An 18,625-nucleotide genomic window follows, 5' to 3' on the forward strand; every position below is an offset into this window, starting at 1 on the left:
TCGTAGGTCCGGTCCTGGTGAATCGGTGGGCTAAAATTCCGGGCATGAGGAAAACCACCAAGCCCGCTGTTCCTGGCGCTCACCAGGAGCTTCACGATTCCGACGAGGCGGCGAAGATGAACTCGCTGCGCGCTGGTGTGTTGGGTGCCAACGACGGCATCGTCTCCGTGGCGGCGCTGCTGATCGGCGTGATCGCCACCGGGGCGGGGGATAAGGCCATCCTGATGGCGGGTCTGGCCGCCACCATCGCGGGAGCAGTCTCCATGGGCTTGGGCGAGTACGTGTCGGTGTCCGCCCAGCGTGACACCGAGCAGACCCTGATCGCCAAGGAGAAGAAGGAGCTGCGGGAGGCCCCGGAGGAGGAGCTGGAGGAGCTCGCGGGAATTCTCTCCGGTTACGGGATCAGCAAGGATACGGCCGTGGAGGCGGCCCGCGAGATCCACGCGGAGGACGCCCTGCGCGCCCACCTGCAGCTGGAGCTGGGTATTGATGCCAACGAGCTGACGAGCGCGTGGGCGGCGGCGTTCTTCTCTGCGCTGTCCTTCCTGGCCGGTGCTGCGCTGCCGATGATCTCGGTCTTTGTGGCGCCAACCGGCACCCAGGCCTGGGTGGTCACTGCGGTGACGATGCTCTCGCTGGCCCTGACTGGCCTGATTTCGGCGAAGATCGCCGGCACCAGCGTGACCCGCTCGGTGGTCCGCCTGGTCGTCGGTGGCGGCCTGGGTCTGGCGCTCACTTACGGCGCGGGCGCGCTCTTCGGCGGCGTTGCCTAAACCCAGCGGGGCCTTGGCGTAGACCCCGTGCCGTTCACTGAGTGATTCCGGTCACGGGGCATAATGGCTCCATGGCGAAGTTTTCCGAGGTCCTCACCCAGCTGCGCGATAATCAGCCGCAGGCGACGTATGGCATCGCTTTCGAAAAGCTGATGGTCAATTATTTCCGCACCGACCCCACGCTGAAAGCCCAGTTCGATGAGGTCTACCGCTGGACTGATTGGCGCTACAACGGTGGCAAAGCGGACACCGGTATCGACCTGGTCGCCCGTCGCGTGGACGACGGTTCGTGGACCGCGATCCAGTGCAAGTTCTACTTGCCGACGACCAGCATTAGTAAGTCGAACCTCGATTCCTTCTTCGAAGCATCGGGCCGGACGTTCGAGACCGAAGAGGGCGTGGAGCACTTCGGCAGCCGCCTGATCATTTCCACCACCGACCGCTGGTCCTCCAATGCGGAGGAGATGCTCGCCAACCAGGTCATCCCCACCAGTCGCATCGGCGTGTCTGCGATTTCCGAGTCTCCAATCAACTGGGACGTGGTCTTCCCCGGCGCTGCGATGGGCGACAGTGCCATGCAGATCAACCTCTCCCGTCGCGAGACGTTCGAGCCTCGCCCGCACCAGCAGGAGGCCATCGACCGTGCGATCGCGGGCTTCAGTACTCACGATCGTGGCAAGTTGATCATGGCCTGCGGCACGGGCAAGACCTTTACCGCGCTGCGCTTGGCTGAGCAAGTCGCGGAGGATAATGGTGGCAAAGCCCGCATTCTGTTCCTGGTGCCATCGATTTCCCTGCTCTCTCAGACGTTGAAAGAGTGGACCGCCCAGGGGCGGATGGACATGCGCACCTTCGCGGTGTGTTCGGATGCCAAGGTTTCCCGCAGCGCTGAGGACATCGCTACCTACGACCTCGAGGTCCCGGTGTCCACGGAAGGCTCGCAGATCGCGGAGCGTTTCGCCTCGGGTAAGCGGGCCAAGGGCCTGCACGTGGTCTTCTCCACCTACCAGTCGCTGCCTGCGGTGCATGACGCGCAGAAGGAGGGGCTGGATGATTTCGACCTCGTGATCTGCGATGAGGCCCACCGCACCACGGGCGTGACCTTGGCTGGAGAGGACGCCTCCAACTTCGTGCGCATCCACGATGCGGACTACATCCGTTCCGCGAAGCGGTTGTACATGACGGCGACGCCGCGTCTGTTCGACGACCAGGTCAAGGGCAAGGCTGCGGAACATTCCGCGGAGCTCGCCTCCATGGATGATGAGGCCGTGTACGGCCCAGAGTTTTATCGCTTGGGCTTCGGTGAAGCAGTGGATAAGGGCCTGCTCACTGATTACCGCGTCCTTGTGATGACGGTGGATGAGTCTGTTGCTGCTGAGGCCATGGCCCGTGGCGAGAATGGCCAGCTCAACCTGAGCTTGGCCTCGGCGATGATTGGTGCCTGGAATGGTCTGGCGAAGCGTTCCGGCGACCTGCAGGGCCAGAAGGGCGGCTTCGATACGAACGCTGCACCGATGCAGCGCGCGGTGGCTTTCGCTCGGGATATTAAGACCTCGAAGCAGATCTCGGAGTCTTTCCCTTCCCTGATTTCCGCCTATCAGCAGCAGCTCCGGGAGGCTGCCGTGATGGGGGATGTTTCCCTGCACAATGTGGATCTGCGTGTGGCATCCCAGCACGTGGATGGGGCGATGAACGCGATGGAGCGCGGGTCGCGGCTCTCCTGGCTGGAGTCCACTCCCGACGTGGACCAGACCCGCGTGCTAACCAATGCGCGCTGCCTGTCTGAGGGCGTGGATGTTCCGGCGCTGGACTCGGTGATTTTCTTCAATCCGCGTAATTCCATGGTGGATGTGGTGCAGTCTGTCGGCCGGGTGATGCGTAAGTCCGAGGGCAAGGACTATGGCTACATCATCCTTCCGGTGGCGGTGGCCCCGAATGTGTCGCCGGCGCAGGCGCTGAATGACAACCAGCGCTTCAAGGTCGTGTGGCAGATTCTCAATGCGCTCCGTGCCCACGATGACCGCTTCAACGCGAAGGTGAACTCCATCGCGCTGAATGAGGGCCAGGTGGATGAACTGCCGATCGCCGTTGACCACGTTGCAAGCCCTAAGGAGCAGCTGGATCAGGCGGAAGCCCGCTCCCAGGCTGATTCCGCGGAGCCGGATCAGGACATGGCGCAGCAGATCGCATTGTTCTCCCTGGAGCGGTGGCAGGAGGCGATGTACACGAAGCTGGTCGATAAGGTCGGCACCCGCACCTATTGGGAGGACTGGGCCGACGATGTGGCGACCATCGCCGAGAACCAGATCACCCGTATTAAGGCCCTGCTGGACGGTGCGGACAGCAAGCTGCGTAAGGAATTCGAGAAGTTCGTCGAAGGGCTGCGCAATAACCTCAATGAGGGCATCACCGAGGACGACGCCATCTCGATGCTCTCCCAGCACCTGATCACCGCGCCGGTGTTCAACGCCCTCTTCGAGAACCACGACTTCATCACCCACAACCCGGTTGCCCAGGTAATGGAAAAGATGGTGGCAGCTCTCTCCCGAGAGAACCTGGATACCGAAACGGAGTCCCTGGAGAAGTTCTACGATTCCGTGCGAGTGCGTGCCTCGGAGGTTTCCAGCGCTTCCGGTAAGCAGCAGGTGATTAAGGAGCTTTACGAGCGCTTCTTCCAGAAGGCCTTTAAGAAGCAGGCGGAGTCCCTGGGCATCGTCTACACCCCGGTGGAGATCGTGGACTTCATCCTGCGAGCTGCGGACGAGGTTTCGCAGAAGCACTTCGGTAAGGGGCTTTCCGACGAAGGCGTGTGCATCCTCGACCCATTCGCTGGAACTTCCACGTTCACCGTCCGTCTCCTGCAATCTGGCCTTATCAAACCGGAAGACCTTGCGCGAAAGTACGCCAGTGAGCTCTTCGCTACGGAGATCATGTTGCTGGCGTACTACGTCTCTGCTGTGAACATTGAGACGACCTATAACGCCCTGCGCGAGGAAGCCGCCCAGCGTAGCGGCGAGCCGGTCCCGGAATATGTCCCGTTCGGCAATATCGCTCTCGCGGATACCTTCCAGATCCACGAGGACGGCGACATCCTGGATCTGACGGTGTTTAAGAACAACAACGAACGTATCGTTCGGCAGAAGGAAGCTCCGATCAATGTCATCGTGGGCAACCCGCCATACTCGGTGGGTCAGACGAGTGCGAACGATAACAACGCGAACCTGAAATACCCGACGTTGGACGCACGCATTGCGGAGACGTACGCAGCGAAGTCGACGGCGGCGAATAAGAACTCCCTCTACGACTCGTATCTACGCGCGTTCCGCTGGGCCACCGACCGGATTGGAGATCAGGGTGTTGTGGCGTTCATCGCAAATGGCGGCTGGCTAGATAGCAATACCAGCGATGGTGTTCGTCTATCGCTGGCGGAGGATTTCACCGACCTTTACGCATTCAATTGGCGTGGCAACTCTCGCATGGCTGGTGAACAGGCTAAGCGCGAGGGCGGCAATGTTTTTGATATTCGGGTCGGCGTTGCCGTGCTGATCGGTGTGAAGGATCCGTCCAAGTCGGGCTTCCGCTTGCATTATGCACAAACGGCTGATTATCAAAACCGCGATGAGAAACTGGCGTTTGCTGAAAACGCTACGGTGGATCAGATTCAGTGGCGTTCGATTACCCCGAATAAGCACGGTGATTGGTTGAACCAGCGCAGCGACGAGTTCGCGACCTGGCCGGTCATCGGCGAGAAGAAGGGCGATGCGACGAAGTTCTTTGAAGTGCACTCTGCAGGGCTCCAGACCAACCGCGACGCTTGGGTGTATTCATATTCAGCAAATCAATTAACGGGGCAGGTTGACCGTCTAAAAACGGCTTACTCCCAAGCACTTACGCAGATTTCTAAATTTGATTCCGTTAACGAACTATTTGACTCTCACCCAGAATTCGTAGATCCCACCAAAATCAAATGGTCATCGAGTCTGCAGGCCCATTTAATGCGTAGGAATCCTATCCCATCTGATGGATTTCAGACGCTCTCCTTGTATCGACCATTTTGTAAGCAGAATGCTTATTTCGATTCGGCTTTAAATCATCGTACGTACCAGTTGCCGTCGATGTTCCCGTCGCAGCACCACCACAACCTTGGTTATTATGTGCTAAATCCTGGCGCTGAAAAACCGTTTGCTGGTTTTGCAACGAATCTGCTCCCAGACTTGGCCCTTTACGGCTCGAACGCCGGGCAATTCTTCTCGCGTTTCACCTGGGAGCCCGTCGGCGCTGAGGATGGTGGGTTGTTCGGCGAGGGGGCGTCGATAAGCAAGGGTGAGGCGTCGATCTACGGGCAGGTTGGTGAGGTTGTTGAGGGGTATGTGCGCAAGGACAACATCACCGACGAGATCAAGGCGCTCTACCGTGACGCGCTGGGTGCGGATGTGACCGGTGACGATATCTTCCACTTCGTCTACGGCAAGCTGCATGACCCGAACTATCGAAAGGCGTACGCGGCGGATTTGAAGAAGATGCTGCCGCACATTGAAACGCCGGGTTCGCGTGAAGAGTTCGATAAGTTCGCGGCAGCAGGGCAGAAACTCATGGATCTGCATGTTAACTACGAAAACGTGGACCCATGGCCGCTGGATATCCAGGTCAAGGGTGATGAATCTGACCGGGAGACCTGGCGTGTGGTGAAGATGAAGTGGGCACGCAAGAAGAACCCGGAGACGGGAAAGAACGTCAACGACGTCACGAAGCTGATTTACAACAAGCAGGTCACTATCGCCGGTATCCCAGCAGAGGCGGATGAGTACATGCTGGGATCCCGCTCCGCGATTGCGTGGCTGATTGATCGCTACCAGGTGAAGAAGGATAAGGCCTCCGGCATCGTCAATGACCCGAATGACTGGGCAGACGAGGTCGGCAATCCCCGCTACATCGTGGACCTCATCGGCCGCGTCACCCGCGTGGCGATGGAAACCGTCAGCATCGTTAATTCCTTGAATGAGAAGTAGCGGAGAGGAACGCAGGTGAACGCGAGAACCTGGGATGAATTTTTGATCCCGTGCTTGTCAGTGCTCGAGGATGGGGAGATCCGGAAGCGGAGAAGCATCGTCTCCACGGCTGCCGACAACATGGGAATCAGCGAAGAAGAACGAGCCGCAACTATCTCATCGGGTGAAGCTCGGTACTTGAATCGCGGAAATTGGGCGGTTACCTATCTTTCCAAGGCAGAAGCGATTTCTTCTCCTGCAAGGGCGCTCTGGCAAATCACGGACAAGGGGCGACGCTTGTTGGCGAAATATCCAAATGGAATTACTGAAGCCGAGCTGCGTTCTGAAAGTGGGGAGTCCTACCAATAATTCCGGAAACCCTCTCACAGCAAGGCAGATTCCACGCCAGCAGATGCTTCACTTGAACAGCCAGAATCCGAGCTAACACCACTCGAGCAGGTCGACGATGGTCAGCGCCGCAACGAGGAAATGGTCGCCGAGGAACTGCTGAAACGGATGCATGAGAGGGAACCAGCCTTTTTCGAACAGGCGGTGCTGGATCTGCTCATGGCCATGGGGTACGGAGGCTCCTTCGGCAACGCAACGCGCACGCAGCTGTCCAACGATGGTGGCATCGATGGTGTGATCGACCAGGATGCGCTGGGGCTTTCTCGCATTTATGTGCAGGCGAAGCGCTACGAGATGTCCAAGTCCATTGGTCGTCCGGATGTCCAGGCCTTTGTCGGAGCACTGCACGGCGCCCAGGCCTCCCAGGGAGTTTTCCTCACCACGGCATCGTTTAGTTCCGGTGTGATTAACTACGCGGGGTCGGTCCAGTCCCGCGTGGTCCTCATCGATGGTGCACTGCTTGCCAAACTGATGATCAAGTACGGCGTCGGCGTCCAGACGAAGCGGACCGTCCAGATCGTCGAGATCGACGAGGACTACTTCGAGTAGCCGGTGAGAGCGGGGAGCTCCCAGAAGAAGGAGCAGAGCCCCTGCTCCTGGGGACAGGGACTAGAGTTCCTCTTCATCGAAGTTGGAAGCGACCTCAAGCGTTGATGCCTTCAGACACATCACGGGGAACGCTCTTTCCGAGCGCCGTTCCGATCAGTTGGCAGGGTAATCCGCCGCGAGCCTCTAGGCGCTCGACGGGGTTCCGCTGCCTTCATTCAATCCTGGGGCTTGTTATCCATTTGGAGCGCTAAAACGCCCTTGCAGGGCTGACGAGGCCGACAACCCTCGCTACATCATGGATCTGGTTGGCAAGGTCACACGCGTGGCGATGGAAACGAACCGAATCGCGCGCGGGTCGGAGGGGCAGGGCGTTCGCCAGGTGTGCGCACTAGTCCCACGTGACGGCTTCTGCGAGAAGAAGATCAGCGAGCTTGGTGTTGTGGAAACGGCTGTACATCGTGGAACCACGCCGCATGAGGCGAGTGTTGAGTGTGTACGCAGCTTTGAGCATTTCGTCCAGATACGGAAACTCAAGGTCCCCATTAATGATCGCGCGCAGTACGCCGAGACTGAAATCGAAGCTCAAGACACGCTCCCCGCGATACGGAACGTCGTCATAAACTGCCCAGAACCCATCTGGGCTTTCAAAACGGTCTGAACCTTCGATAAACGCGGTATTGATCCTCACGGTCGCAAAAGCATGTGGATCATCCTCATAAGCTGTCGATTTACTGGCGACAATGAATAGTGTCTCTAGATTCCCGCAGGACAAAGTGAGCAAACGATGTTCAGTTTTCGTGTGGTTTGTCGATGGCATGCATGAAACAGTCCAAAGCTGCTCGACGGTTGAGGCCGGGTCTTGAATGGTGTTGGCGATGTACCAGCCGACCAGCGACCTAAGTTCCAAGAAAAGAGGATGGCGTAACAGGGTTGCGACCTTTGGATCGATTTTCTCCACGTACGACTGTGCCGCCCCTATGGCGCGCTCACGTTCCCAGGGAAGAGCTACAGTGGATCCCGCCGAAGTGACGATTTCTACCGTGTCGTTGCCGCGTGGCTTGTTGGTCAGCATGATGTTGCGCACCGAGTGCGTCGCCTCGGTTTCGGTAATGAGAAACTGCTCCGCTTCGTCGAGCAAGTCCGCTGGCATCGGGAAGAAGTCGATGGCGACGATGTCCGGCCAAGTTCGTCGGTGGCTGGCGAAGCGACTCACCACGTTTCTGGATTGCCCTGGATACGCTTCCCCGTTCTCAAAGTGCAGCCGATAGACCCCACACGTGGATTCGCCTCTCTTGAACGCTGGTCTCAGCGAATCCAAGTCACGCACATCGATGGTTTTTCCCTCAGGCAGCTGCATACAGGAATCTTATCCGGAGAAACTGCTTCTGCTCGTGGCGTGCGTGGATGGGGCACGGTGCGCCGGGGCAGGGGCGCACTTTTGGGCTGTGCCGTGCCACAAAACGCGCGAATAGTGACACGCCACGGCCCAAAACGGCCTGCGATTGTCGTAGCCCCGGGAACCGAATCCCGCTGAGTCCCGGCACCCAGCTCGCAAATACACCACAAACACAAAAACAAGGGTCACCCCAGATGGGGTGACCCTTGTTTGGTCCGGCCCTGGTTTAGGGGCGCGCTGTGGCAGGATCCGGCACGGCTAGTACTGGCCGCCTATTGCGGCTTCAGGTTCAACGCGCGGCGGACAGCTTGCTGAGCGGAATCAAATTGTTACCGTCCTGCAAAGCCCAGAACTCCTCGCCGCTGAGGTTAGACACACCCAATGCGCGCGCAGCGGCATCGAGGGATTCGTAGGTGTTGACGCCATCGATAAGTACCTGCCCATCAGCGGTGACCACCGCGTCTACGACCCAATCTGGGTCAACCGGATCGAGCAGGTCGTTCTCCTTCAGCAGCCCTGCCTCGATAAACTCCTGCAGGCTGCGACCTTCCGGAATCTCTACCTCAGGCATCGGCTCCGAGTGGACCCCCGAACCATCGGAGATCTGCCCGAAGGCGTCGCGGATAACCTCGGCGATGAGCGAACGGCGCTGCTCCAAAAACTCCTCATACGTCATGTTCGCCCAGCCCTTTGGCAACGCATGCCAGTACATCTGCTGCGACAGCCAATTCTCATCCTGGGCACGCTGTGAAACCAACTCCGGCCAGTAGTCAGCGGGGGCCCGATCAGAAATCTTGATGTTCGTCGCCCAGTCCGTCGGAGCGAAGTTCGCAGCCTGGTTGATGCGTTTGAAATCGTGGGTGCCGAGGACCTTCTCCTGGTACTTGCGAGGGAAGAGGTGGTGGCCCTCCGTTCCCTTCTGCGCGGGCTGGTTCGGATCCATCCAATCCCGAACACGCTCATTCAACATGAACATTTTCGCATCCAGGATGTTTAACGCAGCCAAGTAGCACTGGTAGTGAGGGGACAAAGCAGAACCGGAGGTGATCAGCCGTTGTGGCAGGTTGTATCGCCAGAAGTCCTCGGTGAGCTCGGTAGCAATAACGCGGTCAAGAGCAGCTTCAAAACCGTCGGCGTCACCAGGTGCGATTCCGCTGATCAGGTCAATATCCTTCTGGATCTGGGTTTCAGAAGAACCGGTGTAACGCCCCGTTAGCTGCGCCATGAAGAGCCAACGGGCGACGATCGCACGGAGGCGAGAAAGCTCGACATTGAAATCTGTTCGCCCCAGCAGGAAGATCACGTACGAGTAGATAATGTTCATGCTCGAGGTGACGTTCTTACCTGACCGGAAACCGGCGGTTTGAATCGATCGGATGAATTCCGTCCAATTCACCTCATCGGTGACCAGCGGGAGCGCTTGCTTCAATAGCTCAAGCTGCTGCTCCTGTCGTTCGGAGTTCACGCGCCCCGTGTGGCGGTCCTTCGACTGAAGCGCCGCGTACGCATCACTGAGGCGGCCGCGGCGTTGACCGATTGCCACCATCGCGCGGGTGATCAGACCGTTGTTTAGGGAGATGTAGTTGTTATACGCAGTCCAACGAACTGGCCGCCCCAATTCGCTAGAGGCGTGAGCAGGCGACATCCTTGAGTTCCGCGCAAATTCCTCAATTTGTTCGCGTCCCTCCGGCCAAAAGACACTAAGCCAGGTGAGGATGTAGTCATAGGCCTTTAGCCGAACACCCTCGGAGTTGATACGCACGAAAACATCGGCGACGAGGCGCTTATCGGCGGTGGCATCAAGGTGAACAACGTTAAATGTGTAGTTGTTTAGTGCAACTAGCTTGCTGAAAACTATTTCGATCTTTTCGTGTTGTTCTTCCGTCAGCTCAGCCCCTGTGGCCTCGTAGCGTTTGATGAACTCCCGGCGTGCCTGGAAAGGGCTCTTGAACACGGCCGAGATGTCGTCGATCCACTCCGGCGATTTCGTGATGGGAGGAGTACGAACTTCAAACTTCTCGCTGAAGGGGTTGAAGGCAATGCGGATGAGCTTCTTCTTGTAGTCATGGTCCCGAACTTCGTGCCCCTTGATCGCGGCGTACAAACTGGTGAGCCGCTGTTGCCCGTCAATAATTTGATGTGCCCCGGTGAACTCGGGGTCCTCCCTGAGCGCGCGCGATTCGTCCTGAGCTGCCACGTCCCAAAACATCAGCTCTCCGACCGGGTAACCGCGGTACATCGAGTCGAACAGGTCGCGCACCTTCGCAGATGGCCAGACGAAAGGCCGCTGCAGGTCTGGCAACTGGATCTTCCCGGAGTGAATGTCAGCAACGAGCTGGGAGACCTGCCACGAGATTGTCTTGAAGATTGAGGCCACGAAGAAACGTCCCTTTCAGGCATTTTGTTTGTTGCTAGGCCAACTAGTGACGCGGGGGAGGATGACCGCCGCACAGGATGGCGCTTCTTCGTTCAGGCTACCCGTAGCCCGGGTGGGTACATGGCGAGTTTTGCCGGCGAGATCAGCGCCGCTTCGGGCAGGGGCGCGCTTTTGGGCTGTGCAGTGCCAGAAAACGCGCGAAAAGTGACACGCCACGGCCCAAAACCGACCCCATCAGCCAGCCCTGGCCAGCCCAGCCAACCCGGCTCGACCAGCCAGCCAGTCCCGGCCCAACCAGTCCAGCCGAAACTCAGCCCCTAGAATGCCCCGTCCAGCTCCTCGAACAGCTCGAGCTCCTCGTCTCCTTCCGTGCGTCGGCGCTGGATAACAGGCAGGAACCATGTCACCACGGCCGCAACGATGGCCACCGCGGCTGCGCTCCACACCAAGAACTTGTCAGGGGTCAGCCACCACGCCAACAGTGCCACCACCGCGAGCGCGAACCACGCCACCGGCACCAGCGGGCTGGGCTGCTCCACCCACGGTTGCTGGGGGAAGCGGCTGCGCGCCTCAGCGCGAATCCGCCTCGGCGCCTTCCGTGAGAGCGCCCATACGCAGCCCACCACAAACACCAGTCCAGCCCCCGCGATGATCAGATCCCCCCGCACGCCACCGAACATAAAAATGCCCACAGCAAGCGCTAGGGAAGTGCGTTCTCCCAGCGTAGGGGGGAAATTCTGGGCGGGATCCACATCCGGGTAGATGCTTCTGAAGACATCTGTTTGGGGGTAGCTGTGCACGCTTTTTCTCTCTTCCAATGCAGTTATTGACAAATACACAATTTAAGGGAAGGATTCCCTAACTAAGGCAAGCCTAGCCTACAGAATTCACCGGATAAAACAAGGTTTCTGACATGACTCGAAATCTCTGGCGCTCAGCAGTCAGCGTCATGATCGCCACCCCTCTCGCACTCGGCGCAGCACCACTTCTCCACACCGTCCCGGTCGCCCAGGCAGACACTTCCTGCACCTGGAACTGGGGAATTAAGCAATCCTTCCGCAGCTACATCAAGGGCAAAATCGCCCGCGGTGGCTGGGGTGCTAGCGGCATCGGCTTTACCGGAAACGAAACGGGCAACGGCGCGTTCGTCTTCAAGGCCAGCTCGCCACAGGCCTCCGGCGACACCGTCACTGTCCCGTTCCAGGGCACCCTGAACTTCAAGGGGCACGACGGCGTCCTCGACATGACGATGTCCGACTTCAAGGTCACCGCCTCCGGCAACCAGGCGAAGATCTCCGTCGATTACGTGTCCTACGAGCTCAACCGGAGCAACTACAGCCGCGGTCAGCGAATCCAGGGCGACGACGAGGTCATCGCCACCATCCGCCTTCAGGAGCCCGTCAAGTCCGGCGCCAAGAAGGTCAATCTGGCAGGATCCACGTCCCTGACCTCCGGCGGAGTCAAGCTCTTCACCGGCTTCTACAACCAGGGCGAGGCCCTCGACCCATCCTCGGGAACCATCGCGCTGGACGGCTCCTGCGCAGGTGGCGGTTCCGCTGGCGGCGGATCGGGCTCGCAGCGCCAGCTGAACTCCATCTCGGGCAACTTCACCGGCTTCAACAAGGAAGCCATGGATATCCTCTCCGAGACCAACGACACCATGAACGGCATCACCACCTTCATGGGCAACACCCAGGCATTCCTGGACGAGCTGGAATCCTTCCGTAACCGCGGGAACTCCAACTCCGGCTCTGGAACTTCGAATTCCGGGGGCTCACCGTCTGGTAACTACGCCTCCGATTCCGGTGCCTCCGACTCTGGCGCAGACTTCGGCACCTCGGGAACCGGCGGGACCGGCGCCGGCGCAGGGGCCTCCACCGCCGGGGGCTCGGGCTTCGGGGCTACCAGCGCGGGCGGTACGTCCTCCGGGGGTGCGTCCGGCGGCAGCGACGCATCCTGCCAGGCCACCGGCGTCACCCAAGCCACCGCGCAGTGGGGCGTGAAGAAGTCCTTCCAGTCCTACATCACCGGCTCCATCGCACAGGGCAAGTGGCAGCTCTCGGGCGTTGGCTACAGCAATGGCCGCTTCCAGTTCTCCGGTAACTCCGGTGCAGTCAAGGACGGCGCAGGCTCCATCCGCTACGGCGGAAGCATCCAATTCCACGGCCACCACGGCAAGCTCGACCTGAACATCGCCAATCTGGAGATCACCTTCAACGGCAAGACCGGCAAGCTGATCGCCGACGTTCGCTCCTCCAACATGGAGGGCCAGAAGAAGAACTTCGGCCGCACCGTCATCGCCAACCTGAACTTCAGCTCCCTCAACGTCGGCGCCGATTCTGCCTCCGGTGAAGCCTCCGTCTCCCTCTCCGACGTGGGATCCAAGGCCTTCGCCGAGTTCTACGAGCCCGGCACCCAGCTGGACCCACTGAGCTTCCGCGCAACCCTCGGCGGCAACGCTGACTGCGGCGACGTCGCCGGTGGCGGCGCCAGCGGGGGAGCAGGCGGCGGCGACATCACCTCCGCGAGCGGCGGTGGCGTCAACGACGCAGCCATCGAAGAAGCACTCGCCGGCGACTCCGAGCAGGGCTACGAAGACGGCTCGAAGAAGTTCAAGATCAAGTCCGCTAACGGCCCGAACGGCAGCACGGCAGACGACCCAGCCACCTACCTCCTCCTGTTCATCGCCGCGCTGGTCATCGCCGGTGGCTCCACAAGCCGACTCATCATGAACAACTCCTAGAAAGATTGTCGTGAAACTCCTTCTACGTTTGCTCGTCCCACTGTTGTGCGTCGTGGGGCTCACCGCCTGCGGGGTGCAGGGCAGCTACACCGACCAGCTCCCGGACCCCGAAAACCTCTCCGACCCCCGCTCCTTCGAAGGGGTCACCGAGGTCAGCGACTTCGCCGACATCGAGCCGGTGACTGATAACGCACAGCCAGCCCTCCCCGTCGAGCTCACCGACGCTGATGGCTACGACGTCACCGTCGACGACACCTCCCGGATCCTCGCGCTGGACATCTACGGGACGTACACCAAGACGCTGACCGGCTTGGGCCTGGCGGACAACATCGTGGGCCGCACCGTCTCCTCCACGGAACCAAACCTGGCCGACCTCCCGGTCGTGACCGAAGGTGGCCACAACATCAACGTCGAGGCAGTCCTGGAGCTCAAGCCAACCCTCGTCATCGTTGACCACTCCATCGGACCCCGCGACGCGATCGACCAGATCCGGAATGCGGGCGTGACCACCGTCGTCATGGAGCCGCAGCGCACCATCGACTCGGTGGGGGAGGACATCACCACCCTGGGCGACACCGTGGGGCTATCGGATGAGGCGCAAACCCTGGCCGAGCGCTCCATCAAGGAGATCGACGAGGCGAAGGAAGCCATCAAAAATATCGTGCCCGAGGAGCCGATGCGCATGGCCTTCCTCTACGCCCGTGGCAACGGCGGCGTGTTCTTCATCATGGGTGAAGGCACCGGCGCCGAGGACCTTATCGAAGGCATCGGCGGAGTGGACCTCGCGGCGGAGCACAAGCTCTCCTACGCCGAACCAGCCAACGCCGAAGCGCTGGCCCGGATCAACCCGGAGGTCATCATCATGATGACCGATGGCCTGAAATCCACCGGCGGCATCGACGGACTGCTGGAACGCCCCGGCGTCAAACAGACCATCGCTGGCCAAAAGCAACGCATCGTTACGATCCCCGACGGCCAGTCGCTGGCCTTCGGCCCCATGACCGGCCAGACGCTGGTCAAGCTCGCAAAGGCTGTCTATGACCCAAACAACGCCTAGCGAGATCTTCGCCCGCCGCCGCACACAGCGCAGATGGGTATTCGTGGGTCTAGGAGTACTCGTCATCCTGGCCGCACTGGTCTCGATCATCCTTGGGCAGTACTACATCACGATCCGCGACCTGGTACCCATCCTGACCCTTGGCCCCGGCCAGGAGTCCCTCACCGCCAGCGTGGTCTGGAACATCCGCCTGCCACGCCTGGTGCTGGGGCTCCTCGTGGGCGCTGCCCTGGGAGTTGCGGGAACGCTGATGCAGGCGATCTTCGCCAACCCACTAGCGGAACCCTCCATCATCGGAGTGACCTCCGGCGCAGGTGTGGGTGCCGCGGTGGCGATCGTCTTCAACGTCTCCTTCCTGGGAACCTTCACCGTTCCAGCACTCGCCTTCGTCAGCGCGCTCGTGGTGACCTTCATCATCTACCAATTCGCTCGTCACAACGGGCGTGTGACGGTGGTCCACCTGATCCTCACCGGCATCGCCATCAACGCGGTGTGCAATGCCGTGATCGCTTTTATGGTGTACCTCGCACCGACCGCGAACCGAGAAGCGATCATCTTCTGGCAGATGGGCTCCTTCAACGGCTCGCAGTGGAAGCACGTCTGGGTGGTTCTACCCGTCGTGATCCTCGGCATCGCCGTAGCCCTGCGCCTGGGTAAACAGCTGGACATTCTCGCGCTCGGCGAACGCGCCGCAGCGCACACCGGTGTGAACGTTCCCGTGCTACGCATCGTGGCGATCATTGCCTCCGCGGTGCTCACCGCCGCGGCGGTGGCTTTCGCCGGCCTCATCGGCTTCGTCGGCCTCATCGTTCCCCACCTACTGCGCAGCATCGTTGGGCCGGAAAACAGCATCCTCATCCCGGCCTCTGCCCTGGGTGGCGCGGTGCTCATCGGATTCGCGGACGTGGCAGCACGAACCCTGATTCCCTTTGCGGACCTGCCGATCGGCATTTTCACCGCCCTGGTTGGCGGACCAACCTTCTTCATTCTTTTGCGTCGCATGATGCGGAAAGGGGTGCACTAATGCTCAGCGTTGACAACCTCACCGTCACAGTCGGGGAGCGCACCCTCGTTGACTCCGTATCTTTCACTGCCGAGCCAGGCGAAGTCACCGGACTGATCGGCCCGAACGGTGCCGGCAAGTCCACGGTGCTCGCCGCGGTGGCGGGGGACATGGACTACACCGGCGAGATCAACGTCGGCGGCCTCTCGCCGAAGGCCCCACCCCTGGACCTCGCCCGGACACGTGCGGTGATGCTTCAGGACGTCGCGGTGTCCTTCGAATTCTTGGTCCGCGACGTCGTCGCGATGGGTCGCCGCCCCTGGCGCGGAACCCCGCATGCGGACCTTGACGAGCAGCTCATCGACGCCGCCCTGGAGGCCGCGGACGTCGCCCACCTCGCGGGACGTGATATCAGCACCTTGTCCGGTGGGGAGCGCGCGCGGGTGGCGTTTGCCCGTGTGCTTGCCCAAAACACTCCGATTGTTCTCTTGGATGAGCCGACCGCGGCCCTCGACATCCGTCACCAGGAACAGCTCTTGGGGACAGTGAAATCCCTAGCTAAGGAAGCCGGAGTCGCCGCACTCGTCGTGCTTCACGACCTGAACGCGGCAGCCTCATATTGCGATCACATTGTGTGCGTCTCATGTGGGGGGTTAGCAGCTCAAGGGCGTGTGGCGGAGGTTTTCACCGATCACACCTTGTCCGAGGTGTATGGGTGGCCGATCTCCGTCAACGGGCTGCTGGTACAGCCACAACGTGCCACGCCCACCATCAATCCACTTTTCTCACATCAACTGGAGGAATTCCATGCTTAAAAGAATCCTGGTGACCGCTATCGCAGCTACCGCGATCACCGTGCCGCAGGCGTCCGCGGCAGAAGCAGAAACCTGCACCATTGAATCCGGCTCCTTCGACTGGGGCGTCAAGCAGTCCTGGCGTAAATACATCAAGGGCCGTATCGCCCAGGGGACCTGGGAGACCGCCGGCCCGGTGGCCGAAAACGGGGAACCGAACGCCAAGGACTTCACCTTCGGTTTCGACGTCGACCCGGCAACCTCCACGGTGACGGTAGACGAGAACGGCAACGTCACCGCTTCGAAGATTAGGGCCAAGGATTCCTCAGTCACCTTCACTGGTCACCACGGCGCACTGTACTCGAAGATGATCAACCCATTCGTCCAGACCGACGGGGACAAGGCCCAGCTCGGTTCCGAGTACGAGGCCTACTTCGTCGAAGGTAAGGCCATGCACGAATACAAGCCAGCCGACCGCACTGAGGAAAACAAGCGCACCGGTGAGGGTGCCTTTGGTCACGGTAAGGCGCAGTGGAAGAAGGAGGGTGATACCCTCACCCTCGATGCGAGCGACGTGACCTATGTGCCCCAGCCGGGCACGGATGAAGATGGTGCTGTCGAGGGCGTCGACTTCCTGTTCATGGGTATGTATGGCCCTAACTACAACCCAGAGGTGGATGGGGCGCAGGTGACCCTCAAGGTCTCCTGCGAGAAGAAGGAGCCGGAGACCCCGGAGACCACGGAGCCGAAGGGCCCGGAAGCCACCGAGGACCCGAAGGAGCCGGAGACCACGATCCCGGAGGCCCCGAAGCCGACCGAGCCGGAGAACCCGAAGGGGCCGGAGACCCCGACCCCGCCTGCGCCGGAGAAGCCGAAGGAGCCGAAGAATCCAACCGAGACCGAGACCCCGAAGCCGGATAAGGATAAGGACGGCCAGGGTGACAAGGACACCGGGTCCTCCGCCATCTCGAAGTTCAAGAACTTCTGGAACTACTTCCTCGGAGCTGTAGCCATCGGCGGGATGTTCGGCATCCTGTGGCAGGCAGTCGTGAAGTCTGGTGCTCTCGACAACATTCGTTCTTTCTTCCAGCGCTAATTGCTGAGCCGTTAAATACTCAGGCACAACGCTGAAAGTTTAGAGCCACAACGACGGGCCGCGTGATAGCGGCGGACGGTTGGCACCGCCCCGTCAATAACGAGGGTTGCCACACCTTAGGAATAGGAGGCAGCGGTGTTGAAGATACTTTCTCGCAAATCAGAACACCCGACGCCTGCCCAACTAAGGTGTGGCTACCCTTAATTTTCATTCCAATAATTCCGATTACATCCTGGAGCAGAACCATGACCACCACCATCGATAAACCACTGTCTGCTGCATTGCGTGACGCGACCGCAGAGGTCCACGAGAGAGCGGAAAACTCCTCCTTCATGCAGCGCCTGTTGGGAGGGGAGCTCACCGAAACTGCTGCGGCTGATCTGGCTAGCCAGCTGTGGTTTGTTTACGGAGCCCTCGAAAACGCCGTCCGCAGCGTAGCCAGCACCCCGATCGCCGGTGCGGTAGCGGACCCGCGGCTTGAGCGACGTGGCGCACTGGAGGCAGACCTGAAGCTGCTTATTGGCGAGGACTGGCGTGAGAAGATCCAGGCCTTGCCGGCCACCGCCGCTTATGTGGCACGGTTGGAAGAGATCGCGGGTAAACCTGTGGAAGTGGTGGCGCATCATTATGTCCGCTACCTGGGCGATATTTCCGGCGGGCAGGTGATCGCTGCGATGCTGCGCTCCCATTACGGGATTCCGGCTGGGGCGCTGAACTTCTATAACTTCAACGTGATCGGAAAGATCCCGCCGTACCGCAACGGATACCGCGAGCGGGTGGATGGTCTGGCGCTGAATAATGATCAGCGCGCGACCCTGCTGATGGAAGCGGAGCGGGCGTTCAACTTCAACACGGCAATCTTCGCGGAGCTGGCGGAGCGCCACTAGCCAGAAGCAGAACACCGGCACAGTAGAAAAACTGCACAGCAAAAGGCCCGGAAGCCACCAACAGCTCCCGGGCCTTCCAACCACCAACCAGCAACTAGCAGTCGTAGTACATCTCGAACTCCAGCGGAGTCGGGCGCAGGCGGGACGGCATGATCTCGTTATCCACCTTGTAGCGGATGTAGGTATCGATCAGGTCGTCGGTGAACACGCCACCCTCGGTGAGGAACTCATTGTCGTCCTCCAGGGCCTTCAGAGCGCCCTCCAGGGAGGTCGGCGCCTGCGGGATGCTCTTCGCCTCCTCCGGCGGCAGCTCGTAGAGGTCCTTATCCACCGGCTCGTGCGGCTCGATGCGGTTCTTGATGCCATCCAGGCCGGCCAGCATCATCGCGGCAAAGCCGAGGTACGGGTTACCGCTCGGGTCCGGCGCACGGAACTCAATGCGCTTCGCCTTCGGGTTCGAGCCCGTGATTGGGATACGCACCGCCGCGGAACGGTTGCGCTGCGAGTACACCAGGTTGATCGGCGCCTCGAAGCCCGGCACCAGGCGGTGGTAG

At 60.2% G+C, this 18,625-nt stretch carries 13 protein-coding genes and 1 pseudogene; 10 read left to right on the plus strand and 4 right to left on the minus strand.

Annotation, left to right across the window (positions count from 1 at the left end; all coding sequences use genetic code 11):
- Nucleotides 1-44: 44 nt before the first annotated feature.
- From HMPREF3088_RS01060 to HMPREF3088_RS10605, 4 genes are all read left to right on the plus strand, one after another.
- Nucleotides 45-773 (plus strand): VIT1/CCC1 transporter family protein, encoded by a 729-nt coding sequence (locus HMPREF3088_RS01060; RefSeq protein WP_083317286.1) that lies wholly within the window; start codon nucleotides 45-47, stop codon nucleotides 771-773.
- Between the two features lie 71 nt (nucleotides 774-844).
- On the plus strand, nucleotides 845-5,782 hold the full coding sequence (locus tag HMPREF3088_RS01065) for a DEAD/DEAH box helicase (protein WP_070757741.1): 4,938 nt from the start codon (nucleotides 845-847) through the stop codon (nucleotides 5,780-5,782).
- Between the two features lie 15 nt (nucleotides 5,783-5,797).
- Complete coding sequence (locus HMPREF3088_RS10600; RefSeq protein ID WP_246817972.1) at nucleotides 5,798-6,130, plus strand: winged helix-turn-helix domain-containing protein; 333 nt, start codon at nucleotides 5,798-5,800, stop codon at nucleotides 6,128-6,130.
- Between the two features lie 147 nt (nucleotides 6,131-6,277).
- Nucleotides 6,278-6,718, plus strand: coding sequence for a restriction endonuclease (locus HMPREF3088_RS10605; RefSeq protein ID WP_246817973.1), 441 nt, complete (start codon nucleotides 6,278-6,280; stop codon nucleotides 6,716-6,718).
- A gap of 388 nt (nucleotides 6,719-7,106) precedes the next feature.
- Here the strand turns inward: HMPREF3088_RS10605 and HMPREF3088_RS01075 are convergent, their stop codons facing one another.
- From HMPREF3088_RS01075 to HMPREF3088_RS01085, 3 genes are all read right to left on the minus strand, one after another.
- Complete coding sequence (locus tag HMPREF3088_RS01075; RefSeq protein ID WP_070757743.1) at nucleotides 7,107-8,075, minus strand: GIY-YIG nuclease family protein; 969 nt, start codon at nucleotides 8,073-8,075, stop codon at nucleotides 7,107-7,109.
- A gap of 328 nt (nucleotides 8,076-8,403) precedes the next feature.
- Nucleotides 8,404-10,491: a GmrSD restriction endonuclease domain-containing protein gene (locus tag HMPREF3088_RS01080; protein ID WP_070757745.1), complete on the minus strand. Its 2,088-nt coding sequence runs from the start codon at nucleotides 10,489-10,491 to the stop codon at nucleotides 8,404-8,406.
- Nucleotides 10,492-10,808: 317 nt separating this feature from the next.
- Nucleotides 10,809-11,183 carry a hypothetical protein gene (locus tag HMPREF3088_RS01085; protein WP_246817974.1) on the minus strand — a complete coding sequence of 125 codons (375 nt, stop codon included), beginning with the start codon at nucleotides 11,181-11,183 and terminating at the stop codon, nucleotides 10,809-10,811.
- 221 nt (nucleotides 11,184-11,404) lie between these two features.
- Between HMPREF3088_RS01085 and HMPREF3088_RS01090 the strand changes: the two genes are divergently transcribed.
- The 6 genes from HMPREF3088_RS01090 to HMPREF3088_RS01115 all read left to right on the plus strand — a co-directional run bounded on the left by HMPREF3088_RS01090 (nucleotide 11,405) and on the right by HMPREF3088_RS01115 (nucleotide 18,071).
- On the plus strand, nucleotides 11,405-13,234 hold the full coding sequence (locus HMPREF3088_RS01090; protein WP_070757748.1) for an HtaA domain-containing protein: 1,830 nt from the start codon (nucleotides 11,405-11,407) through the stop codon (nucleotides 13,232-13,234).
- Between the two features lie 10 nt (nucleotides 13,235-13,244).
- The gene (locus tag HMPREF3088_RS01095) at nucleotides 13,245-14,291 is read left to right on the plus strand and encodes a heme/hemin ABC transporter substrate-binding protein (RefSeq protein ID WP_070757750.1); all 1,047 of its coding nucleotides are present in this window, start codon (nucleotides 13,245-13,247) and stop codon (nucleotides 14,289-14,291) included.
- Entirely contained in the window at nucleotides 14,272-15,315 is a 1,044-nt protein-coding gene (locus HMPREF3088_RS01100) for a FecCD family ABC transporter permease (protein ID WP_070757752.1), read from the plus strand. Before HMPREF3088_RS01095 ends, HMPREF3088_RS01100 begins: the two co-directional genes overlap by 20 nt.
- On the plus strand, nucleotides 15,315-16,109 hold the full coding sequence (locus tag HMPREF3088_RS01105; protein ID WP_070757754.1) for a heme ABC transporter ATP-binding protein: 795 nt from the start codon (nucleotides 15,315-15,317) through the stop codon (nucleotides 16,107-16,109). The genes HMPREF3088_RS01100 and HMPREF3088_RS01105 overlap by 1 nt, the downstream gene beginning before the upstream one ends.
- The gene (locus HMPREF3088_RS01110) at nucleotides 16,102-17,184 is read left to right on the plus strand and encodes an HtaA domain-containing protein (RefSeq protein ID WP_070757756.1); all 1,083 of its coding nucleotides are present in this window, start codon (nucleotides 16,102-16,104) and stop codon (nucleotides 17,182-17,184) included. The genes HMPREF3088_RS01105 and HMPREF3088_RS01110 overlap by 8 nt, the downstream gene beginning before the upstream one ends.
- Before the next feature lie 245 nt (nucleotides 17,185-17,429).
- Nucleotides 17,430-18,071, plus strand: coding sequence for a biliverdin-producing heme oxygenase (locus HMPREF3088_RS01115; protein WP_070757758.1), 642 nt, complete (start codon nucleotides 17,430-17,432; stop codon nucleotides 18,069-18,071).
- A gap of 94 nt (nucleotides 18,072-18,165) precedes the next feature.
- On the opposite strand, the pseudogene HMPREF3088_RS10610 reads toward HMPREF3088_RS01115, so the two are convergent.
- Nucleotides 18,166-18,625, minus strand: a pseudogene (locus HMPREF3088_RS10610) (type I glutamate--ammonia ligase); the annotation flags it as partial.

Origin of the sequence: Corynebacterium sp. HMSC22B11, from assembly GCF_001815965.1 — a bacterium.
Taxonomy (GTDB): domain Bacteria; phylum Actinomycetota; class Actinomycetes; order Mycobacteriales; family Mycobacteriaceae; genus Corynebacterium.